This is a genomic window from Clostridium sartagoforme (assembly GCF_004794105.1).
Lineage (GTDB): Bacteria > Bacillota > Clostridia > Clostridiales > Clostridiaceae > Clostridium > Clostridium sartagoforme_B.
The window spans coordinates 84,135-106,053 of the sequence record NZ_SRYR01000009.1; the positions used below are offsets into that span (position 1 = coordinate 84,135).

Below are 21,919 nucleotides of genomic sequence, written 5' to 3' on the forward strand. Positions count from 1 at the left end.
ATTATTTAAGTTTTCTTATCTAAGATTCTTATTTAATTTACTTAACTTAATTTTTCATCTAGACTGATTTTCAAACTTAGACTTTGTTATAGATGGTAATTTACTTAACTTAGACTTTTATCTAGCTGCTTAGCTTAATTTTTATCTAAATTATTTAAGTACTCATCTATTGCATTTGCAGCTTTTTTCCCTGCTCCCATTGCAAGTATAACAGTAGCTGCTCCTGTAACTGCATCTCCACCAGCATAAACTCCTTCTTTAGTAGTAAGACCTCTTTCATCTGCAATTAAACACTTCCACTTATTAGTTTCAAGACCTTCAGTAGTAGAAGATATTAACGGATTTGGAGAAGTTCCAAGAGACATTATAACTGTATCTACATCCATAATATATTCAGATCCTGCTTTAACTACAGGTCTTCTTCTTCCTGATTCATCTGGCTCTCCTAGCTCCATTTCTACACATCTCATTCCCTTAACCCATCCATTTTCATCTACTAAGATTTCTGTTGGATTAGTTAAAACGTCAAAAATCACTCCTTCTTCTTTAGCATGGTGTACTTCTTCAGCTCTTGCTGGCAATTCAGATTCACTTCTTCTATAAACTATATGCGATTCTGATCCTAATCTTAAGGCAGTTCTTGCTGCATCCATAGCAACATTTCCTCCACCTACTATAGCTACCTTTTTACCTATCTTTACTGGTGTATGATATTCTTCTTTAAAGGCTTTCATTAAATTAACCCTAGTTAAGAATTCATTAGCAGATAATACTCCATTTGCATTTTCTCCTGGAATCCCCATAAATTTAGGAAGTCCTGCTCCTGAACCTATAAAGACAGCCGAAAACTCTTCCTCAGCCATAAGTTCATCAATGGTAATGGTTCTACCTATTATAACGTTAGTTTCTATATTAACTCCAAGCTTCTTTATATTTTCAATTTCAGGTCTAACTACATCATCCTTAGGTAATCTAAACTCAGGAATCCCATAAACTAATACTCCACCTGGTTCATGTAATGCTTCAAAAATAGTTACATCATAGCCTTTTCTAGCTAATTCTCCTGCACAAGTTAATCCCGCAGGACCACTTCCTATAACTGCCACTTTCTTACCTTTTAATTCTTCCCTCTCAGAAAGATCAACTTCATTTATTCTAGACCAATCTGCTATAAATCTTTCAAGCTTACCAATAGATACTGCTTCACCTTTAATCCCAAGTACACATTTACCTTCACATTGGCTTTCTTGAGGGCATACTCTTCCACAAACAGCTGGTAATGCACTATATTTTGCAACTTCTTTAGCAGCTTTTTCAAATTCTCCTTCTTTCATATATCCTATAAACCCTGGAATATTTATAGATACTGGACATCCATCAACACATTTAGGATTCTTACAGCCTAAACATCTATTAGCTTCCCTTATTGCTTCCTCATCTAAGTATCCAAGGCAAACCTCTTCAAAGTTCTTAGCTCTAATTTCTGGAGCTTGTTCTGCTATAGGTACCCTTTTCATTCTATCTTGCATATTCATAACTAATCCACCTTACAACCACAACCACCATGATTATGAGTATCTCCTTCTTCTATAATCAACTGAGATCTACCTTCCTCAGTTTTATACATAGCTTGTCTTCTCATAGATTCATCAAAATCTACTAAATGTCCATCAAACTCTGGTCCATCTACACAGGCAAATTTAACTTTTCCTCCAACAGTAACTCTGCAAGCACCACACATGCCTGTACCATCTACCATAATAGGATTTAAACTTACTGTAGTTGGTATATTTAACTCCTTAGTAAGACTAGCCATAAACTTCATCATTATCATAGGTCCTATTACAACTGCATGGTCATATTTATTACCTTTTTCTTCTACTAAGTGTTTTAAGCAATCAGTAACTCTTCCATTAAATCCATAGCTACCATCATCTGTTGATATATATAAATTCTTAGAAACCTTCTTTAAGTCATCTTTTAATATTAATAATTCCTTACTTCTACTTCCAACTATAACATCACAATCAATACCATGATCATGCATCCATTTTACTTGCGGATATACAGGTGCTGCCCCCACACCACCTGCTATAAAGATGATATTTTTTCTTTTTAATTCATTTATATCTTCATAAACAAATTCACTTGGTTGTCCTAATGGACCAACAAAGTCAGCAACATAATCTCCCTCATTAAAACTTGCAAGTTCCTTTGTTCCTCTACCAACTGCTTGAAATACTATAGTTACAGTCCCCTTGTCTTTACTATAGTCAGCAATAGTTAACGGTATTCTTTCACCCTTATCATCATTTTTAATAATAATAAATTGTCCTGGTTTAGCTGACTTAGCAACTCTTGGTGCTTCTATATCCATAAGATATATATTATCAGTTAACTCCCTCTTACTAACAACTTTATACATAGTTGTACCCCCTGTTTTATTTTTAACATACTTTTATCTTATCATTTTTTTAATATTCATACAATTCTTAATCATATATTTATATATAAAAATTTATTAATAATATGTACTAGTCTAATTTAATGCTTCTAATACTCCTTCTACATGATATAATTCTCTTCTCTTATAAATGTAAAAAGTTCTATACTACCTCCCTAAATTTATAGAATTTATTTTCTACTTACTCATTATTTATGAAAATCCAATTTTTATACAAATGTTTTCATTAAATAAAATCGTTAAATCCTTCACTTTATCTACCTCTATAACCCTTTTTGAAACTCCTTCATACATATTTACTACATTTTTCTGTAATAGTGATATTTTAGATGAAAATCCCCCTATTAATCTATACTATCTTAATAACATTTCTAAATTCTTTTTAAACCTCTTTCTTAAACTTATACTCTATCACTATCTATTTATAATTATTTAAACTTATATATATCAGTAAATATCATACATTTAAATCATATATTCCAATAAACATTGTATATTTTCAGCATTTCCCCTAATAAATGTTATATAATTAAAGTGTATATTTAAGTAATGTTATATGATCAAACTAATTTTCAGTAATGTTATATAATTAAACTATTTTTTAGGAGGTGTTTTTAATAGATATAAATACTATTTCAAAAGGCTTTATAGGAACTTATACTAAAGGAAATAGCAAAGGAATTTATAAATTTTCTTTCAATAATGTAAATTGCGAAATAGACTCTATAGAACTTGCTAGCGAGATTGGGAACCCAACTTACTTAGCCATTTCTAAAGATAAGAAATTTTTATATTCAATAATAAAGAAAGGTAATGAGGGAGGAGTTGCTTCTTATTTAATAAATGAGGATTTAAGCTTATCTCTTCTAAATTACAAGATTTCCACTGGAGCTTCACCATGTCATTTAATTACTGATAGTAAAAACTCATTCTTATTTACTGCAAATTATCATAATGGTGAAATATCTTGCTATTCTCTACTAGCTGATGGTTCTATAGGTGATTTAAAATCTAGAAATTATCATACTGGCTCTGGAGTAAATAAAGAAAGGCAAGAAAAGCCTCATCCACATTTTGTATGTCTTACTCCTAATGAAGAAAAACTTCTTGCTATCGATTTAGGTATTGATAAACTTGTTGTTTATGATTATGAAAATGGAATTTTAAAAGAAGATACTTTACGTTCTATTAAATTTCCAGATGGAGCAGGCCCAAGACATATGGCTTTTCATGAAAATAATAAAGTTGCATTTTTACTTAGTGAACTAACTTCAGAAGTTTTTGTATTATCTTATAATATTGAAGATAGTACCTTTAATATAATTCAAAGAATTTCAGCTATTCCTGAGGATTTCAGAGGACAAACTGATGCAGCTGCAATCTCTATATCACCAGACGGAAAATTTTTATATACATCTAACCGCGGCTTCGACTCTATTGCTGTATTCTCTATAGATGAAAATAGCTTTAAACTTAATTTAGTTGAAATTACAGAAACAAATGGCTCCCATCCTAGAGACTTTACTATAGATCCAAGTGGAAAGTTTTTAATTATCCCTCATCAACTTACACATAATATTACTATTTTCCATAGAGATATTAAAACAGGTAAGTTAACTAAGGCTGATAAAGAATTTGCCATCGAAAGCGGAGTTTGTATCAAGTTCATTTAATAAAAAAATAGACATATCAAAGTAATTATTTTGATATGTCTATTTATATATCTAGATTTAATATTAATATCCAAATTATTTATCCAATCTCTGCCACTGTTAATACTCCCATCTTCTCAAAGTGGGGGCTAAGCACTGCTATGCACCTAGATTGGTTCCTATAAGAATCACTTTATCTGATTCTTAAATTAATATCTTGTTGAATTCTTTAATTGTCTTTCAATATCTCTCTTATGAGCTTTTTCAAGCATAGAATCTCTCTTATCGTAATTCTTTTTACCTCTACATAAGCCAAGAGCTACTTTAACCTTTCCATTTTTCAAGTATAAAGAAAGTGGCACTAAAGTAAATCCTTGTTGAGATACAAGACCTGCAAATCTTGAAATTTGCTCTTTATGAAGTAAAAGCTTTCTTTCTCTTAATGGATCAACATTAAAAATATTTCCTTGTTCATAAGGACTAATATGCATACCTTTAATTGTTATTTCTCCATTTTCAACATCAGCATAACTTTCTTTTAAGTTACACTTTCCTGCTCTTATTGATTTTACTTCTGTTCCAACTAATGCTATTCCAGCTTCAATTGTTTCTTCAACAAAATAATCATGCCTTGCTTTTCTATTTTCAGCTAATGAATTACTATTTTTCTTTCTTACCATAATATCCACCACAAATTTCATTTTTTCATTCTTTAATTTTTTCATTGTGCGACAGCACTTTCATTCTTTCAATTCTTAATTTTAATTTTAGATGCTGAACTACTAGCAAATATAAATATAATATGTGAAATAAGCATATGGCGGAAAATTAGAAGCTCTTGGTGAAGTAAAAGCTACTAAGTCTTAGAGTTGTTGGTTTGTCTAAGCGCATGCGAGCTCTACCAAAACTCTTGGCTTAGTAGTTTTTACGAGCATTAGAGCTTCTTTTTGCAGCCATTTGTCTTATGGAGCATATTCTATTTATATTTGCGGTTTTATTCGCATCTTAAAACTACTCTTCTTCATCAATTAAATCATTTTGTATATCTGCCTTTGCTTTTTGAATTTCTTCACTTAATTTTTCACTTGGAACTATTTCTTCTTTATTATCTTCTTCTATTAAATCAAAATATACTTCTCTATTGTCTATATCTACTCTACTACATTTTACCTTAACTTCATCACCTAATCTATATACCTTCTTAGTTCTTTCCCCTATTAAGCATAGATGAGCTTCATCATAAATATAATAATCATCATCTAAAGCTGTAATATGGATAAGTCCTTCTATAGTATTAGGAAGTTCCGCAAATAATCCAAAGGAAGTCACTGAAGAAATAATTGCTGAGAACTCTTCTCCAATTCTTTCTTGCATATATTCTGCCTTCTTTAAATCATCTACTTCTCTTTCAGCTTCTTGAGCTAATCTTTCCATTTCTGATGATTGCTTAGATGCTATTTCTACTATTCCAGATAGTTTTGCACTTCTCTTTTCATCTATCTTACCATTAAGTTGTTCCTTAATGATTCTATGAATTTGAAGGTCAGGATATCTTCTTATTGGTGAAGTAAAGTGACAGTAGTATTTTGCTGCAAGACCAAAGTGTCCTACACATTCTGGAGAGTACTTAGCTTGCATCATTGAACGAAGTAATAAAGTACTAACTACAGTTTCCTCTTTCTTACCCTTAACCTTTTCTAGTATATCTTGAAGGGCTCTAGGGTGAGTTTCTTGTCCCCACTTAACTACATGACCTAAATTGTATACAAATTCTTTGAACTTTTCTAATTTTTCTTCATCTGGATCTTCGTGAATTCTATATACAAATGGCAAATTAGTCCAATACATATGCTCAGCTATAGTTTCATTACAAACTAGCATAAATTCTTCTATTATTCTATTTGCAATAGCTCTATCATATGGCTTTATATCAATTGGCTTACCTAAGTCATTTAATATTATCTTAGACTCTTCAAAGTTAAAGTCTATAGCTCCTCTTTTGAATCTCTTTCCACGAAGAATAGTACATAACTCTTCCATAGCTTTAAAGTCATCTACTAAATAATCATATCTTTTAATAAGTTCTTCATCATTATTTTCAAGAATCTTAGTTACATCTGTATAAGTCATTCTTTCTGAAGTTCTTATTACAGTTTCGTGAATTTCATGTCTTATAACCTTACCCTTGTTATCTATAATCATAAAACAACTTAAGGCAAGTCTATCAACCTTAGGATTTAATGAACAAATTCCATTAGATAATTTCTTTGGTAACATTGGAATAACTCTATCTATTAAATAAACAGAAGTTGCTCTCTTTAATGCTTCCTTATCTAAAGGATTCTTTTCTCGTACATAATGAGATACATCTGCTATATGAACTCCAAGTTTAAATTTTCCATCTTCAAGCCTTTCTATAGACACAGCATCATCTAAGTCTTTAGCATCTTCTCCATCTATAGTTACCATTCTTAAATCTCTAAGATCTAATCTTCTTTTATATTCTTTTTCATCTATTTCTTCTTCAATATTTTCTGCATAATTAAGAACCTTCTCTGAAAATTCTTCTGGCAGTCCATATTTCTTAATAATAGTTAATATATCTAATCCTTTATCACCTTTTTTACCTAGGACCTCTTTAACTATTCCTTCTGGGCTTCTTCTTTTATCTCCCCATTTTACTATTTCACAAATTACAATATCGCCTTCACTTGCACCATTTCTATCTTTTTTAGATATAAATATATCTTGATTTATTCTAGTATCCTCAGGTACAACAAAGCCAAAGTTTCTACTATCTTCATAAACACCAATTATCTTAGAATTTACTCTTTCTAGTACTTCTCTTACTTCACCTTCACGCTTTTTACCATTGAAGTCTTCTCTTGTAATTTGAACTAATACCTTATCTCCATTCATAGCACCATTCATTGAAGAACTAGGTATGAAAACATCCTTTTCTCCTTCAGTTTCTGGTAATAAGAATCCAAATCCTTTTTGATGGACCTCTAACTTTCCTTTGATAAGTCCAAGTCTTTCTGGCACTCCAAACTTATCCTTCTTAGTTCTAACTATTAAGCCTTCTTTTTCCATTGCTTTTAAAACTTTTTTAAAAGACTTATATTCATCAGGATTTATATCAAATACTGATACTAATTCTTGAATATCCATTGGTCTATAAGCTTCTTCTCTCATAAAACTTAATACCGTTTGCTTTATTCCCATTTTTTCACTTCCTTTATTATAAATATAGACCTATCTTTTTTACCTATACTTCTATATTTTATCCATATATAAGTTTAATAATCTTTTATTATCTATGATTTTATCTTTATATATATCATCTATAGTTTCTCTTTATATTAAATTTAACTTATTCACTTTTTTTCTTATCTGCAAATTTAATATTCTTTTTATCTTCATGTTAATATTTAACCAATCTATATTTTCACTATTTTAGACAATACTCTGCTAAAACAGATTGTAATTCATATATATTTAAGCTACTATTAAATTGCTTTTCAATAGGTAATGCAGTTCCAGATATCCAGATTTTAAGTTCTGCATCTAAATCAAAATGACCAGATGTTTCAATGCTGAAATGAGTTATTGATTTGTAAGGTATTGAATGATATTCTGTTTTCTTACCTGTTACCCCTTGCTTATCTACTAATATCAATCTCTTATTTGTAAATAAAAACAAGTCTCTTACTAGCTTATACCCCTTTTCAATACTCTCCCCTGGCGATAGTATCTTTTCATAATCTTTTCTTAAGCTTTCCAGATTCACTTCAGAAGCATTTCCCATTAAACCATTAAATATACCCATAAAAACACCCTCCTTGTTTTTTTATATTATTCATTAATTTTAAACTAACCATTTCTTAAATTAAATCTAACTTATAATCTTACTTATAAGGTTGAACTTAAAATATAGTTCTTATTTATAATCACCAGTTCATAAATACTATATAGTTAAAATAAAGTTAACCCTAAAATATAGTACTTATTTATAAATTCAAAACTAACATAGATCTTATTTATAGACTTAAATATACCTTCAATTCTTATTTATAAAATTAAAGAGCTATCATACATTTTTAATTTTACATTGTGCGACAGAACCACTTACTATTATTATAATTCACATTAATAGTTTATTGCAAAATCAAATAAAAAATCAGTAGTTTTAACTCTAATTTTACTGCTATGACTATCACAGAAACAGCTACATTAAAAATCCTCATAAAAACATAAAAGAGCCACTAATAATTTAAGCAGCTCATTTAAATCCCTATATTAAATTTAAAGCTATTGTATTAACGGCAAATAAAGCCATCGTAACAATCGTTAACTTTAACAACATAGCTTCCTTTGTCTTAGCCTTATTCCTAGAGAAGAATGTTTCAGTTCTACTTCCTTGAATCAATCCGCTTAATGCATCTGTTTTACTTGGTTGCAATAATACTGATATTATAATTACTAGTCCTAACACTGCTTCTAACACTAATAAAAGATTCTTCATCGCTATACCTCCCAACTAGATATAAATGGTCGTATTTACATAAGGTTATCTTATCATAATGATGATAATTTTACAAGTAACTATTGTCAAATATAATTAAATTAAACATTTTTATTCTATATGTATTTCAATAAATAATCTACATCTTATGTAACTTTAAGTAAATATAATTATAAAGTACAGCACAGCACTTGAAATCATATGTTTTTTATTTGTATATAAGTTGAGTATGCAATTTCATGTCCAAAATATTTTATACATAAAATATAACTTAATAAGTTATAAAAACTTTATTACAACTTATTATTAACTAAAAGCCTCTAAAATACTAAAAGGAGATATAACAGATTTAAACTAATAAATCTTATTATATCTCCTATTTTAATTCTTATTGCTTATTAAGAATAAAACTATTTCTTTATGTTAAAGAATGCTCTTCTTCCTCTGTATTCAGCAACATCATCTAATTCTTCTTCAATTCTTATTAATTGGTTGTACTTAGCAACTCTTTCAGATCTTGCAGGAGCACCAGTCTTAATTTGACCAGCATTAACAGCTACAACTAAATCAGCTATAGTAGTATCTTCAGTTTCTCCTGATCTGTGAGAAATTACTGCTGTGTATCCAGCTCTGTTAGCCATTTCGATAGCATTTAAAGTTTCAGTTAAAGTACCGATTTGGTTTAACTTAATTAAGATTGAGTTACCAACTCCTAAGTCAATACCTCTTTCTAATCTTTCAGTGTTAGTAACGAATAGATCGTCTCCAACTAATTGAACTTTCTTACCTAATCTTTCAGTGATTAGCTTCCAACCTTCCCAGTCTTCTTCAGCCATACCATCTTCGATTGAGATAATTGGATACTTATCAACCCAAGCTTCTAAGAAATCAACCATTTCAGCTGCAGTTAAAGTCTTTCCTTCATGTTCTAATACATACTTTCCATCTTTGTAATATTCAGATGAAGCAGCATCTATAGCTATGAACATATCTTCTCCAGCTTTGTATCCAGCTTTAGTTATAGCTTCTATGATAACTTCAATAGCTTCTTCGTTTGACTTAAGGTTTGGAGCAAATCCACCTTCATCACCGATAGCTGTTGAATATCCTTTATCGTGTAAAGTTTTCTTTAATGTATGGTAAACTTCAGCACACATTTGTAATGCATCGCTGAAAGTCTTAGCTCCAACTGGCATTACCATGAATTCTTGTAAATCTACTGAGTTATCAGCATGAGATCCACCATTGATTATGTTCATCATTGGAACTGGTAAAACCTTAGCATTTACTCCACCAACATATTGGTATAATGGTAAATCTAAAGATTTAGCAGCAGCATTAGCAACAGCTAATGAAACACCTAAGATAGCGTTAGCACCTAACTTAGCTTTGTTTGGAGTTCCATCTAATTCAATAAGTAACTTATCGATGTATGGTTGATCATATACGTTACATCCAATTAACTCTTCAGCAATTGTATCATTAACGTTTTGAACTGCCTTTAAAACACCTTTTCCTAAGTATTGGCTCTTATCTCCATCTCTTAATTCAACTGCTTCATACATACCAGTTGATGCTCCTGATGGAACAGCTGCTCTTCCTACAGTACCATCTTCTAAGTATACTTCTACTTCTACTGTTGGGAAACATCTTGAGTCAAGAATTTGTCTAGCCACAACATCTACTATTTCGTTATAATTTTTCACGTTTATTCCTCCTTTATTTTAATGTTACTATTTACCTTTTTCTATTCATACCATTATTATTATTTCTATCAGCGACAGAATTATTCATAAAAGCATAAATACTAAGAAAAATTTAAAATAAATAACATTTTTTAGCAAATAATAATCATTATCACATTTTCACTATTATTATACCACTTTGCCCATATATTTCAATACGTATTTACTTATGTAAACAATTACCCTATTATTAAATTTATTTTAAATCCGTATTATAAGTATTTTGCTTACATTAATTAATGATTATATACATAAACATTGTAAATACAGGTATATTAATGTAATTATACCTTATTTTCTTCTATAATGTTACGATAATTGATACTTTAGTAATTCATTATTTGTAATTTCACTTAATAAATCACTTTACTAGAAATACATAAGTTAAAATTTCACCATATAATAGTAGGTCATAAAATCATATTAAAGTATTATCTTCCAATCAAGAAATGCGTTTTCTGCAACAGACTACTTTATAGAAAATCCTTCTTAAATAACACCTTCTCTATCTTTATTATTAACTGAAAAATGAGCTACCATTCTGGCAACTCATTTAACAAAGCTATTTCAAAGACAGCTAAGATAATCACTATTTTTCATCATCTCTATTTTGTAAATACTGATTGTATTTTTTTCTCCAATTTTTTGCTACCTTCTTATCTATAATATTTATATCTTCAAGAAAACTATCTAATACTCCAATTTTATCAAGGCCCTTCATAAGATGTCTTGGATAGCTTACTTTCTTTTTATAGCATTGCTTAGGATCTATTACCATAACTTTATTATCATTTGTTATATAAATATCTCTGCATCTAGCATCAAGTTTAACAAATTTCAAATTTTTAAACTCTTCAATTAAATAATATAAGCTTTCTGATATTTCATAATTAAAACCTTTTTTCTTAATATAATGATCTAACCTATTCCCATGAACCTTGTCTCTTACCATATAAAAACTACCTATATTGTACAATCTAGGGAAGTATTTTGATCTACTAACCTTTTTAAGGATTTCTCCTTCTTCCTTGCAACATTTTGACTCCTTAAAGATCTTAATTGCTTTATTTCCTGGAAGTTCATAAACTATTCCATTATGACCCTCCCCAAGAAATTCAGCACTTTTAAAAAGTTCCTCCGTTTCTGAATCAAAATCTGCTGAATAAGAATAGCTTCTAGGCATAAAACTCTCCCCAAAAATTATTATTACTATATACTATTATTTCCTTGGAAATATTATAACAAATCTTTATTCAAAAATAACTGATTCTGGTTTTACAGTATCTCCATAAGCTGGAACTAAAGTCTTTTCAAAGGCTTCCTTAAAGAATCCTTCACTAGTTAAAGTATCTATTTCCTTATTTAACCATTCTAAAAGTTCAGTATCTCCCTTTTTAACGGCTGGAGCAATTGTATCCTCATCACCTAATGAAGTAATATAAGTTGTATATCCTGGATTTTCTTTTGCCCAAGCAAATAATAAAGTATTGTCATGAGCTAAAGCATCTCCTCTACCATCTGTTAAAGCTGCAAAAGTTTCTGTATTTTGTTCATATTTAATTAATTCTATATCTGGGTGATTTTTAGTAAAGTAGCTTTCTGCTGTAGTTCCTTTATTAACTAAAAGCTTTTTCCCCTTTAATTCTTCCACTGATTTAATAGGTGATCCATCTGATGATACTACCCCTAAAGCAACCTTCATATAAGGATTTGCAAAGTCAACTTTTTCTTTTCTTTCTGGAGTTACAGTAAAGTTTGCAAGGATTATATCTACTTTATTTGATTCTAAGTATTCTACTCTATTAGCAGCTTCAACTAATACATATTCAACCTTGTTTTCATCCCCAAGTAAATCCTTAGCTATTCTCTTTGCTAAATATACATCATAGCCTTGATTTTCACCCTTTTCATCAACAAATCCAAATGGAGGTTTATCACTAAATACTCCAATTCTTACTTTTCCTTCAGCCTTTATTTTATCAATTGATGACTGATTTTCCGCAGGATTTTGACTACATCCAACTAGCGCCCCCACTGCTAATACAATTGTTAAAATTATTGATAATAGTTTCTTCATTTTATTTACACCATCCCTTTTTATATTTTTAATATTTTATTACTTATTGCTTATTTATATAAATCAAAAGATGCTAAAAAGCTTTTAGCCCTTTCAGTTTTTGGATTATTAAAGAATTCTTTAGGAGTAGTTACTTCTACTAATTTTCCTTCTTCCATAAAAACTATCTTATCCGCTACATGCTTTGCAAATTCTAATTCATGAGTTACAACTATCATAGTCATTCCATTCTTTGCAAGCTCTAATAATACCATTAATACCTCTCTAACCATTTCTGGATCTAAAGCTGCTGTAACTTCGTCAAAAAGCATTATTTCGGGGTTCATGCATAAAGCTCTTACTATTGCAATTCTTTGCTTTTGACCTCCTGATAATTCTCTTGGATAAGAAAATTTTCTATTAAATAAACCTACTCTATTAAGTAATTCATCTGCTTGTTTTTCTGCTTCTTCCTTTTTTCTATTTTGAGCCTTAGTTGGCCCAAGAAGTATATTATTTATTACATTTAAGTGAGGGAATAATTCATAGCTTTGAAAAACCATCCCTACTATTCCTCTTACCTTTTCAAAAGGTATCTCTTTCCCTAGTAAACCATAGCCTTCAAGATGGATTTCTCCCTTACTTATTTCCTCTAAGCCATTTATACATCTTAAAAATGTACTTTTTCCACAGCCAGAAGGTCCAAGTACTACTACAACTTCGCCTTTTTTAACTTCTAAATCTATTCCTTTTAAAGCTTCTATATCTCCATATTTCTTTTCCAGGCCTTTTACCTTTAATAAAACATCTTCACTCATAATTCTTCTCCCCCTTAGTTTAACTTTCTTTCAAGAGCTTTTGCCCCTAATGAAATAGGGAAGCAAATAATAAAATAAATTATTAGCATAAAGCCATAAATCCAAAATGGAGTAAGAGGCTCTGTTAAAATAGATCTTTCAATAATTTGCTGGCCAACTTTAACTAAATCTACTGTACCTATTAAGGTCATTAAAGTAGTGGTCTTAATCATTCTTGTAGTTAAATTGATTATTCCAGGCAAAACCCTCCTTATACTTATTGGAATTATAATAAATCTATAAGTTTTTACCTTATTTAAAGATAATGCCATAGCAGATTCATAATATATTTTAGGAATAGAGGTTATTGCACCTCTTACTAAATCTCCTATCTCAGCCGTTCCCCATAATGTGAAAACTATATATCCAACTAATATTGAATCTATATGGATATTTAAAACTTTAGGTATTCCAAAGTAAAATATAAAAAGCCATACCATTATAGGTACAATCCTTATACTTTCAAGGTATATAAAGGAAATGCTTTTAATAACCTTGTTTTTACTAGTCATAATGATTCCAAATAAAATTCCTAAAATAGTTGATAGTATTACTGAAACTAAAGCTATATTTAATGTTACAGCTAGTCCCTCCATTAATCTTTTTAAATTATCTATATTAAATATTGCATTATTTGCCAAATTCCCCATACCTTAACCTCCTTTCTAGAAATCTACTAAATATTGAGATTGGAAGTAAGATAATAAGATAAAATATAACTACTAATATTAATGCTTCACTTGTCTTATAGTACATTCCAATAACATCCTTAGTTACAAACATAAGCTCTGCTACTGCAATTGATGCAATAATTGATGTTTCCTTAACTAAAAAAATAGCATTAGCTACTATCGATGGTATTGAAATTGAAAAACTAATTGGCAGTATGATACTCGTTAATATTTGCTTCTTACTAAGCCCTAAAGCTTCTCCACTTTCAATTTGAGATTTTGAAACAGCTTGAACTCCTCCTCTAAAGCTTTCAGCCATATAAGCTCCTCCTAAAAAGGCTAGTCCTATTACTCCACAAGCAAAACCACTAAGCTTTATACCAAACTTAGTTAATCCATAATAAAGAAAAAAAACTTGAATTAGCAAAGGCGTATTTCTTGAGAATTCTATATACACCTTAGAAATTATAGTTAAAATCTTTAAATTAAAATATCTTGCTGTTTCTATTAATAGCCCAATTGTAATAGATAAAATTATAGAAACTACTGCAAGCTTTACAGTCATAATTGTACCTTGCATAAATGTAGGTATAATCTCTCTAATAAAATTAAAATCTATGTCCATTTACATTCCCCCATTGTAAAATCAGTTAAGTTCACAATACGTAAACTAAAATACAATTTTCTTCTCTCTTTGTTTTTCCTAAACCTTTCATTACTCCCGCTTCGCTATTCCTACTATTCCGATATGTTTTATTTCTTATATTCTATATTTTATATATACTGTTTATTTTTGTCAATAGAGTTCTTCCTATTTTTAACTTCTATTTTTATTTGAAAGTTTTTATTATTAATTAGTATTGAAAGTGCTATTGACTTAAATTTATTATTAAACCTTTTTACTATTAAGAGTAATATTATCTTAAAAACATAATTGCCTTTTATTTATTCTTATAGATTATTTACAGAAACCTTAAAAAGTGATTCAATCTTTTAATTTATTTTTAATGTTACAAATATAACAACCCGTAATTAGTTTATGCGTTAAATTATCCTTTGTGAGAAATATAAAAGCACAAAAAAGGCTGTTTCAAAAAACAGCCTAGTTAATAATTAAAAATTAATGATTATTTATGTAATTCTTTCAGTGCTACTAAAAAACTTTATCAACAATTCTTTTATTCTTTAAATTTTTCATTTTTAATTATTCCATTATTTCTAGCATCTTAAATTATCTTTCATTACCTATAAATACAACCCCTAGAGTTCCAGGTCCTCCATGAGTTCCAATAACTGCTCCAATTGAGTTGATTATTACATCCTTAACATTATACTCACTTAATATCATTTCTTTAACAGTTAATGCATCTTCTAAACAATCTGCATGGGCAATAAATATAGCTTGATCTTCTATATTTTCTCCCTTTTCTTTAATTTGATTAACTAAATACTTTAGAGCTTTTTTTCTACCTTTTAGTTTTTCCCCAGGCACTACACCACCATCATTATCAATTTTTAAAGTTGGCTTTATTCCAAGCAATCCACCAACTACTGCAACTGCCCCAGAGATACGTCCACCTCTCTTTAAATGATTTAAATCATCTACAGTGATTCCATGGATAACTTTTCTCTTTATTGATTCTAAATAGTTAACTATTTCTTCAACAGTCTTATTATTTTTTATCATTTCCACAGCCTTATATATTAATATACCTTCTCCTACAGATACACTTAGAGAATCTAATATACTAATACTTGCTTCTGGATATTCTTCTAATATCATCTTTCTAGCTGTTACTGCACTGCTAACTGTACCACTTAAGCCTGATGATAATCCAATATATAAAATAGTCTTACCTTCCTTAACATATCTTTCAAAGAGCTCATGGAAAGTTCCCACATTAACTTGTGTAGTTGAAGGCATAGCTCCCTCTTTCACTTTTTTATAAAAATCTTTATGGCTTAAAGTTTGTCCTAGATCATCAAGAATAAACTCTCCATCTAAATTAACCATTAAAGATGCTACATCAATATTATTTTCTCTTATATAATCTATAGATAAATCACATGCTGAATCCGTAATTAATTTTATACTCATACTTTTCAACTCCTAAATTTCATTTTGTACTGATATTATATATTCGATTTATTCCATTGTCAAATGTTTTGATATTCAAAATATAATTCTGTGAAAGATATTATATCCCCCTCCCCCTGACACGATCTAGAACTTAGGAAGTCATAAAATGAACATAAGTATTTCTACTAATAAATTTATTACTTTTCTAATATTTTAATACAAGAAGCAATCACTAAAAATAGTCCCATAATTGAAATTACAACTCCAATTATCTTATTGCCATTATATCCTTCTTTTCCATCTAAACTTTTAGATGTTTTTATGTGACTTAATCCACTAAATAACTGAGTTAATCCAAGCATTAAAACTATATAATTACTGTCTAACTTATTAAAAAAGTAAAATATCATGGAAACAATACAAAGTATCCCAAATATAATTGTTAGAATAGAAAACCGATTTAAGTTCATTTTCCTCCTCCTTATTAATTATAATTATCTTCCAGTAATAATTAAGTGTACCATATTTTTCTAAATTAATGTTGCTCAAATTGTCAGAGAAGTCCATTATTAACAATCTAAGAATCAACTCTAATTATTGAATATATTTAAATAAAATAAAAATACTGCATTCTCATTTCCGACTGGTGCAGTATTTATAATAATCTTTTATTAAAATATACATTAGTAATACTCCAAATTAGTATTTATAAATCTAGACTACTATAATTATTATAGTTTTCCTTTTTATTGATAATATAATAATCTACATATTTATTCTTTGATATATGATGGATTAATTCTTGCCATTAAGTATTCATTTTCATATTTTCCATTTCTTATAGCTGCTAGACGTTTAAGACCTTCTTTTTTAAAACCAAGCTTTTCATAAAGATGAATGGCTCTTTTATTATCTTCGAACACTCCTAACTCAACGCGAATAAGCATTAGCCAATTATCAGCAACATCAAGTAGAGCTTCCATTAAAGCAGTGCCAACCCCCATATTTTGATAATCTTTATGAATCATAATTCCAATGCCACCGCTATGACGTAAACGTGGGTTTGAATTTATAGTTAATCCTGCCGTTCCTATTATTTCTTCTTCACCATTTTTATTTTGAACTACAGCTACAAATTGGTGTTGGTTCCCGTCCATATTCATAATGAAATCTTCATTACGTTTTACTCTTTCTGATGGAATCCCAAGTATATTTTCAAATACCCCTGGCATACGCCTAAGGGCATTTACTCCTTTGCCGTCTCCAACTTCTATTGGTCTTATTAAAAACTCCATTAAAACTTGCCTCCCTCTATATGAATAGTTTTGATTCACTTTGTAATATCATACTCTTATAAACTATTCTGTTTTTCTAACTCTATCCTACTTTTAGTCCTATAATTGGATGCATTTTGTCTTAAATTATTACTAAAACTTAAATTACTTTTTTCAATTTCTGTATAAGGAATTCTAAAAGGATGGCTATAGTGCATATAGTCTGCTATATTCGTTCCCAATAATGCACCTTCTTCCATATTTATTTTGTAGAAAATATAACCTCTTTGTTCTTTAGAGTTAAGAGGATAATTTATTGTTCCTGTTATTTTATTTTCTTGACTTAACTGACCAAAAATATCAGTGCTTCCTACTATTCCTCCATTTAATCTAGGTATTGCTGAAGCGTAGTTTATACCTTTATTTTCATATATTAATCTTCCATTTATAAGCTCTAACTCTCTTGAATTACTAATGGCAATTCCATCTTGCCAATAAGGTCCATTATCTCCCCAATCAAAGTATTCAATTGCATACATTTCATTATACTTAAGTTCAATAAATATAGTTATTGCTTCTAAATCCTTTTCTGTATCATTATCGAAATCAAAATCAATATTAACTGTCTCTATATTTACTATATCCTTAAGGACAGCCATATCTTCATCTATAATATCTCTAACAATTTTCAATGGAATTCCTTCATCTATTAACAAATTTCTATTACTATATTCCTTAACAGGTGTTACTTCAACAGAATCTAATCTAATATGATTAGATAGAACACAGCTAATTGCAACTAAGAAAATACAGCTTGTAATATATCCCAATATCAAACTTTTATTACTAAATCTTATTTTGGTATTTGAAGTCATACAATTGATACTTTCAATATCATAACTTAATTTATATAGCAATCTAATTATATAGAAGTAATATATAATCATAGGAATAGAAATAAACCAAATTTGACCTAATTCTGTTATAGCAATTATTGTAACTATAATCCTCCAAATTATTAATCTCATAATAGGATCTTTTTTATGCTCCACATTAGCTTTACTAAAAACTTCTCTTATACCTTTTCTAAAAATAATAAGAAAAGTAATATGAAAGACTATTAATATTAATGCTGATAAAAAAACATTGTTAAAATTGACACTTAAAGGTGTACTTTTATATATCAAGCTTAATACATTAAATGCCATATTTATAATAGAAAATTTCCAAGCTAATTTAAGAGTTTTGTTTTCCTTTCTTAAATCACGGAAGCCAATATATAAAAGCACTGCTGCTAATGTTGGTAATATGTACTGTAACCATAAAAAATTAAAAGTAAATAAAGTAAACATAAAGCCAATAGCAATATTTTTCATAGCTCTGCCTCTAAAAACCCTTAAAAACCTTTCATCTATATCTATTGATTTATTATTAAACTGATTCTCATAAAGCTTATCCATCGTATCCCTTTCCCCTTCGAAATCTAAATAATTATTATAGTCATAAAAATAAAATTTGGAATAATAACTATTTATTAATATAACATTTCTCTAGTAAATTATACCATATTATTTCTTAGTTAAATGTAGTTTTATATATACGTAATTATTTCTAAAAATAAATCGAAACTAAATTTTATACGAATTTAAACTTTATTTATATATCTTTTCTTAATTTGACTATATTTGTATCATTCTTTTAAACTTCATTAAATTAATCTAATAAAAAAGGTGCATAAGTAAATCAAATTATATACTCATACACCTTCTATCAAATCTATATATTAAAACATTTCTTAATCATTTTATTATTTATTCTCATTATCCTTTGTAATTATATTAAATTTTGCTTTTGTAAAAAGTTATATAAAGCACCTAATTTATTTGCATCATTTCCATACTTACAAATCTTAACTACTGGTCTTATTTTAGCATCTGAATTGGAATTCTTAATTTCATCTATCTTTTTATTTACTTCCTCTAAGAATCCCTTTCTTTCACAAATAGCACCACCTAAAACTATAACCTCTGGATCGTAGGTATATTGAATATTAAATATACCTATAGCCATATATCTAAAAAATTTATTTACTTCTTCTACAGCTATTTCATCACCATTATCATATAACTCAAAGGCTTTTATACCATTGAAGTTATCCATACTTATTCCTTTTCTATCTGCAATAAATTTTGTTACTGCAAAAGTTGAACCAGCTCTACTCCATGATAAATATTTTTGGTTATGAACATCTATATCTACTAAGCAATATCCAAATTCTCCTCCATGTTTATGAACACCTGAATGTATTTTTTTATCTTTTACTAATGCCCCACCTATCCCTGTTCCACAAACAACAAAAGCACAATCATTTTCATTCTTAGCCGCTCCAATCCAACATTCCCCTAATGCCGCACAATTTGCGTCATTTTCTATTTCAACTGGTAGTCCTGTCATTTTATTTAATACTTCTTTAAAATTAGGTCCATGTATATATGGTAATGCACTCATCCCTCCAATAATTCCTGTTTCATTATCTACTGCTCCAGGTGCACTTAATGCAATACCTTCTAGGCTATATTTTTCCTTTAGTTCATTTACCTTACTAGATAAATCATAAAAAAATCCTTCTATAGTTTCAGATATCTCTATTTTTCCACTAATTAATATAATAGCTTCGTTATTAATTACAGACCATTTTACTGATGATCCACCTATATCAAAGACTATATAATTACTCATTTCTTCTCCCCCCTTTTTAAAACGTTTTCTTTTATAAAACTAAGTATACATACATAAAGATGTCTTGTCCATAATCTCTGTTAATATTTGTTAAATTAATCTTAAAATCTTCCAGTCATTCTTCTTAAAGTATCCTATTTTCAATAAAAATTAAAAAAATAAAAAGCGCAGCCTTAAGCTACGCTTCTATAACAATTAGTTATTTACTATTAAACATTCTCCAGTCATTTCAGCTGGTTTATCTAATCCCATTTCATTTAACATTGTAGGAGCTATATCAGCAAGTTTTCCTTCTTTTAAGCTTCTACCTTCAGTATTGTTTGATACCCATATAAATGGAACTGGGTCAGTTGTATGAGCTGTGAATGGGTTTCCTGTTGAGAAATCAATCATGATCTCTGCATTACCATGGTCTGCAGTTACAAATAAAGTTCCATCTTTTTCTAAGATCTTATCTGCAATCTTACCTAGGCATCCATCAACAGTTTCTATAGCCTTAACTGCCGCTTCCATAACTCCAGTATGACCAACCATATCTGGGTTAGCAAAGTTAAGGATAATCATATCATACTTATCTTCATCTAATCTCTTAAGTAATTCATCTGTTACTTCATGAGCACTCATTTCAGGCTTTAAGTCATAAGTTGCAACCTTAGGAGATGCAATTAATGCTCTATCTTCACCTGGATATTCTTTTTCAACTCCACCGTTAAAGAAGAATGTAACGTGTGCATACTTTTCAGTTTCAGCAATTCTTAATTGATTTAATCCTTTATTTGAAACATATTCTCCTAAAGTATTGTTAATGCCTTCTGGTCTGTAAGCAACATTAACTCCTTCTAAAGTCTTGTCATATTGAGTTAAAGTTACAAATGTTAAATCTAAAGCTTCTCTATTAAATCCAGCAAATTCCTTATCATTAATAGCTCTAGTTATTTCTCTAGCTCTATCTGGTCTAAAGTTAAAGAATATTACTGAGTCTCCATTTTTAATAGTTCCTTCTGAATCTACTACTGATGGTAATACAAATTCGTCAGTCTTATTATCATGGTAAGACTTATCAATAGCTTCTACTGCAGATGAAGAAATTTCACCTTTTCCTAGAACCATTGCATTGTAAGCTAGTTCTACTCTTTCCCATCTGTTATCTCTATCCATTGCATAGTATCTTCCAGATACAGTAGCTATTTTACCTACTCCAATTTCCTTCATGTACTTTTCGATTTCAACTATGAAATCTTTTCCTGATGAAGGTGGAACGTCTCTACCATCCATAAATGCATGAACATATACCTTAGTTAATCCAGCATCTTTAGCTAATCTTAATAGTCCTTTTAAGTGATCAATATGTGAGTGAACTCCACCATCTGATAATAATCCTAATAAATGTAGTGCAGAGTTGTTTTTCTTAGCATTTTCTACTGCTAATGTTAAAGCTTCATTCTTAAAGAATCCGCCTTCTTCTATTTCCTTAGTTATTCTTGTTAATTCTTGATATATAATTCTTCCAGCACCAATATTTAAATGTCCTACTTCTGAGTTACCCATTTGTCCATCAGGTAATCCAACAAATAATCCACTAGCTTGTAATTGTGTGCTTGGGTATTTAGTCATTAATCTATTGTAATTTGGTTTTTGTGCTGCTTCTACAGCATTTCCATCTGACTTTGGAGCTATTCCAAATCCATCTAATATCATTAACATTACAGGTTTTTTCGCCATAATTCCCTCCAAAATTTACTTAATCTATATTTGAAATTATATTGACAATACTTATATATATGTATCAATTAAATCTATATTATTTATGTATTATAAAGTTAAAATTATTAAACTTATTTAAATGAAATAATAAG

At 29.2% G+C, this 21,919-nt stretch carries 19 protein-coding genes; 1 reads left to right on the forward strand and 18 read right to left on the reverse strand.

All coding sequences use genetic code 11. The features are described 5' to 3' along the window. Window positions 1-134: 134 nt before the first annotated feature. Both gltA and E5347_RS13585 read right to left on the reverse strand, forming a co-directional pair. The gene (gene gltA / locus E5347_RS13580; RefSeq protein WP_136007770.1) at window positions 135-1,535 is read right to left on the reverse strand and encodes an NADPH-dependent glutamate synthase; all 1,401 of its coding nucleotides are present in this window, start codon (window positions 1,533-1,535) and stop codon (window positions 135-137) included. A gap of 2 nt (window positions 1,536-1,537) precedes the next feature. Beyond that, window positions 1,538-2,425, reverse strand: a complete 888-nt coding sequence (locus E5347_RS13585; RefSeq protein WP_136007771.1) for a sulfide/dihydroorotate dehydrogenase-like FAD/NAD-binding protein — start codon at window positions 2,423-2,425, stop codon at window positions 1,538-1,540. A 647-nt stretch (window positions 2,426-3,072) separates the two neighbouring features. Here E5347_RS13585 and E5347_RS13590 point away from each other — a divergent pair. Continuing rightward, window positions 3,073-4,137: a lactonase family protein gene (locus E5347_RS13590; RefSeq protein ID WP_136007772.1), complete on the forward strand. Its 1,065-nt coding sequence runs from the start codon at window positions 3,073-3,075 to the stop codon at window positions 4,135-4,137. Window positions 4,138-4,325: 188 nt separating this feature from the next. On the opposite strand, the gene smpB is transcribed toward E5347_RS13590, so the two are convergent. The 16 genes from smpB to gpmI all read right to left on the reverse strand — a co-directional run bounded on the left by smpB (window position 4,326) and on the right by gpmI (window position 21,785). Beyond that, complete coding sequence (gene smpB, locus E5347_RS13595; protein ID WP_136007795.1) at window positions 4,326-4,796, reverse strand: SsrA-binding protein SmpB; 471 nt, start codon at window positions 4,794-4,796, stop codon at window positions 4,326-4,328. A gap of 331 nt (window positions 4,797-5,127) precedes the next feature. Then, entirely contained in the window at window positions 5,128-7,341 is a 2,214-nt protein-coding gene (gene rnr / locus E5347_RS13600; protein ID WP_136007773.1) for a ribonuclease R, read from the reverse strand. Between the two features lie 226 nt (window positions 7,342-7,567). Beyond that, a complete protein-coding gene (locus E5347_RS13605) occupies window positions 7,568-7,945 on the reverse strand; it encodes a PH domain-containing protein (protein ID WP_136007774.1) in 378 nt (125 codons plus the stop codon). A gap of 465 nt (window positions 7,946-8,410) precedes the next feature. Further along, entirely contained in the window at window positions 8,411-8,641 is a 231-nt protein-coding gene (secG, locus tag E5347_RS13610; protein ID WP_136007775.1) for a preprotein translocase subunit SecG, read from the reverse strand. Window positions 8,642-9,051: 410 nt separating this feature from the next. After that, window positions 9,052-10,347 (reverse strand): phosphopyruvate hydratase, encoded by a 1,296-nt coding sequence (eno, locus tag E5347_RS13615; protein WP_136007776.1) that lies wholly within the window; start codon window positions 10,345-10,347, stop codon window positions 9,052-9,054. 628 nt (window positions 10,348-10,975) lie between these two features. Next, window positions 10,976-11,569 carry a protein kinase gene (locus tag E5347_RS13620; RefSeq protein WP_136007777.1) on the reverse strand — a complete coding sequence of 198 codons (594 nt, stop codon included), beginning with the start codon at window positions 11,567-11,569 and terminating at the stop codon, window positions 10,976-10,978. Between the two features lie 66 nt (window positions 11,570-11,635). Next, window positions 11,636-12,463 carry a cysteine ABC transporter substrate-binding protein gene (locus tag E5347_RS13625; RefSeq protein ID WP_136007778.1) on the reverse strand — a complete coding sequence of 276 codons (828 nt, stop codon included), beginning with the start codon at window positions 12,461-12,463 and terminating at the stop codon, window positions 11,636-11,638. A gap of 50 nt (window positions 12,464-12,513) precedes the next feature. Continuing rightward, the gene (locus E5347_RS13630; RefSeq protein ID WP_136007779.1) at window positions 12,514-13,260 is read right to left on the reverse strand and encodes an amino acid ABC transporter ATP-binding protein; all 747 of its coding nucleotides are present in this window, start codon (window positions 13,258-13,260) and stop codon (window positions 12,514-12,516) included. A 14-nt stretch (window positions 13,261-13,274) separates the two neighbouring features. Further along, a complete protein-coding gene (locus E5347_RS13635) occupies window positions 13,275-13,949 on the reverse strand; it encodes an amino acid ABC transporter permease (protein ID WP_136007780.1) in 675 nt (224 codons plus the stop codon). Continuing rightward, window positions 13,930-14,595 (reverse strand): amino acid ABC transporter permease, encoded by a 666-nt coding sequence (locus tag E5347_RS13640; protein ID WP_136007781.1) that lies wholly within the window; start codon window positions 14,593-14,595, stop codon window positions 13,930-13,932. The genes E5347_RS13635 and E5347_RS13640 overlap by 20 nt, the downstream gene beginning before the upstream one ends. 606 nt (window positions 14,596-15,201) lie before the next feature. Then, entirely contained in the window at window positions 15,202-16,068 is an 867-nt protein-coding gene (locus tag E5347_RS13645) for a DegV family protein (protein WP_136007782.1), read from the reverse strand. 179 nt (window positions 16,069-16,247) lie between these two features. Continuing rightward, the gene (locus E5347_RS13650) at window positions 16,248-16,520 is read right to left on the reverse strand and encodes a hypothetical protein (RefSeq protein ID WP_136007783.1); all 273 of its coding nucleotides are present in this window, start codon (window positions 16,518-16,520) and stop codon (window positions 16,248-16,250) included. Window positions 16,521-16,823: 303 nt separating this feature from the next. Continuing rightward, on the reverse strand, window positions 16,824-17,345 hold the full coding sequence (locus E5347_RS13655) for a GNAT family N-acetyltransferase (RefSeq protein WP_136007796.1): 522 nt from the start codon (window positions 17,343-17,345) through the stop codon (window positions 16,824-16,826). Window positions 17,346-17,401: 56 nt separating this feature from the next. Then, complete coding sequence (locus tag E5347_RS17015) at window positions 17,402-18,784, reverse strand: hypothetical protein (RefSeq protein WP_136007784.1); 1,383 nt, start codon at window positions 18,782-18,784, stop codon at window positions 17,402-17,404. Between the two features lie 373 nt (window positions 18,785-19,157). Next, a complete protein-coding gene (locus E5347_RS13665) occupies window positions 19,158-20,063 on the reverse strand; it encodes an ROK family protein (protein ID WP_136007785.1) in 906 nt (301 codons plus the stop codon). Window positions 20,064-20,258: 195 nt separating this feature from the next. After that, window positions 20,259-21,785 carry a 2,3-bisphosphoglycerate-independent phosphoglycerate mutase gene (gene gpmI / locus E5347_RS13670; RefSeq protein ID WP_136007786.1) on the reverse strand — a complete coding sequence of 509 codons (1,527 nt, stop codon included), beginning with the start codon at window positions 21,783-21,785 and terminating at the stop codon, window positions 20,259-20,261. Window positions 21,786-21,919: the final 134 nt, after the last annotated feature.

Excerpts from the sequence above, each read along its gene's own strand:
- E5347_RS13650 (WP_136007783.1), bottom strand. The coding sequence starts at position 16,520 with ATGAACTTAAATCGGTTTTCTATTCTAACAATTATATTTGGGATACTT.
- E5347_RS13605 (WP_136007774.1), bottom strand. The coding sequence starts at position 7,945 with ATGGGTATATTTAATGGTTTAATGGGAAATGCTTCTGAAGTGAATCTG.
- E5347_RS13625 (WP_136007778.1), bottom strand. The coding sequence starts at position 12,463 with ATGAAGAAACTATTATCAATAATTTTAACAATTGTATTAGCAGTGGGG.
- E5347_RS13635 (WP_136007780.1), bottom strand. The coding sequence starts at position 13,949 with ATGGGGAATTTGGCAAATAATGCAATATTTAATATAGATAATTTAAAA.
- E5347_RS13630 (WP_136007779.1), bottom strand. The coding sequence starts at position 13,260 with ATGAGTGAAGATGTTTTATTAAAGGTAAAAGGCCTGGAAAAGAAATAT.
- E5347_RS13645 (WP_136007782.1), bottom strand. The coding sequence starts at position 16,068 with ATGAGTATAAAATTAATTACGGATTCAGCATGTGATTTATCTATAGAT.
- E5347_RS13640 (WP_136007781.1), bottom strand. The coding sequence starts at position 14,595 with ATGGACATAGATTTTAATTTTATTAGAGAGATTATACCTACATTTATG.
- rnr (WP_136007773.1), bottom strand. The coding sequence starts at position 7,341 with ATGGGAATAAAGCAAACGGTATTAAGTTTTATGAGAGAAGAAGCTTAT.
- E5347_RS17015 (WP_136007784.1), bottom strand. The coding sequence starts at position 18,784 with ATGGATAAGCTTTATGAGAATCAGTTTAATAATAAATCAATAGATATA.
- E5347_RS13655 (WP_136007796.1), bottom strand. The coding sequence starts at position 17,345 with ATGGAGTTTTTAATAAGACCAATAGAAGTTGGAGACGGCAAAGGAGTA.
- smpB (WP_136007795.1), bottom strand. The coding sequence starts at position 4,796 with ATGGTAAGAAAGAAAAATAGTAATTCATTAGCTGAAAATAGAAAAGCA.
- E5347_RS13620 (WP_136007777.1), bottom strand. The coding sequence starts at position 11,569 with ATGCCTAGAAGCTATTCTTATTCAGCAGATTTTGATTCAGAAACGGAG.
- E5347_RS13585 (WP_136007771.1), bottom strand. The coding sequence starts at position 2,425 with ATGTATAAAGTTGTTAGTAAGAGGGAGTTAACTGATAATATATATCTT.
- E5347_RS13665 (WP_136007785.1), bottom strand. The coding sequence starts at position 20,063 with ATGAGTAATTATATAGTCTTTGATATAGGTGGATCATCAGTAAAATGG.
- gpmI (WP_136007786.1), bottom strand. The coding sequence starts at position 21,785 with ATGGCGAAAAAACCTGTAATGTTAATGATATTAGATGGATTTGGAATA.
- gltA (WP_136007770.1), bottom strand. The coding sequence starts at position 1,535 with ATGAATATGCAAGATAGAATGAAAAGGGTACCTATAGCAGAACAAGCT.
- secG (WP_136007775.1), bottom strand. The coding sequence starts at position 8,641 with ATGAAGAATCTTTTATTAGTGTTAGAAGCAGTGTTAGGACTAGTAATT.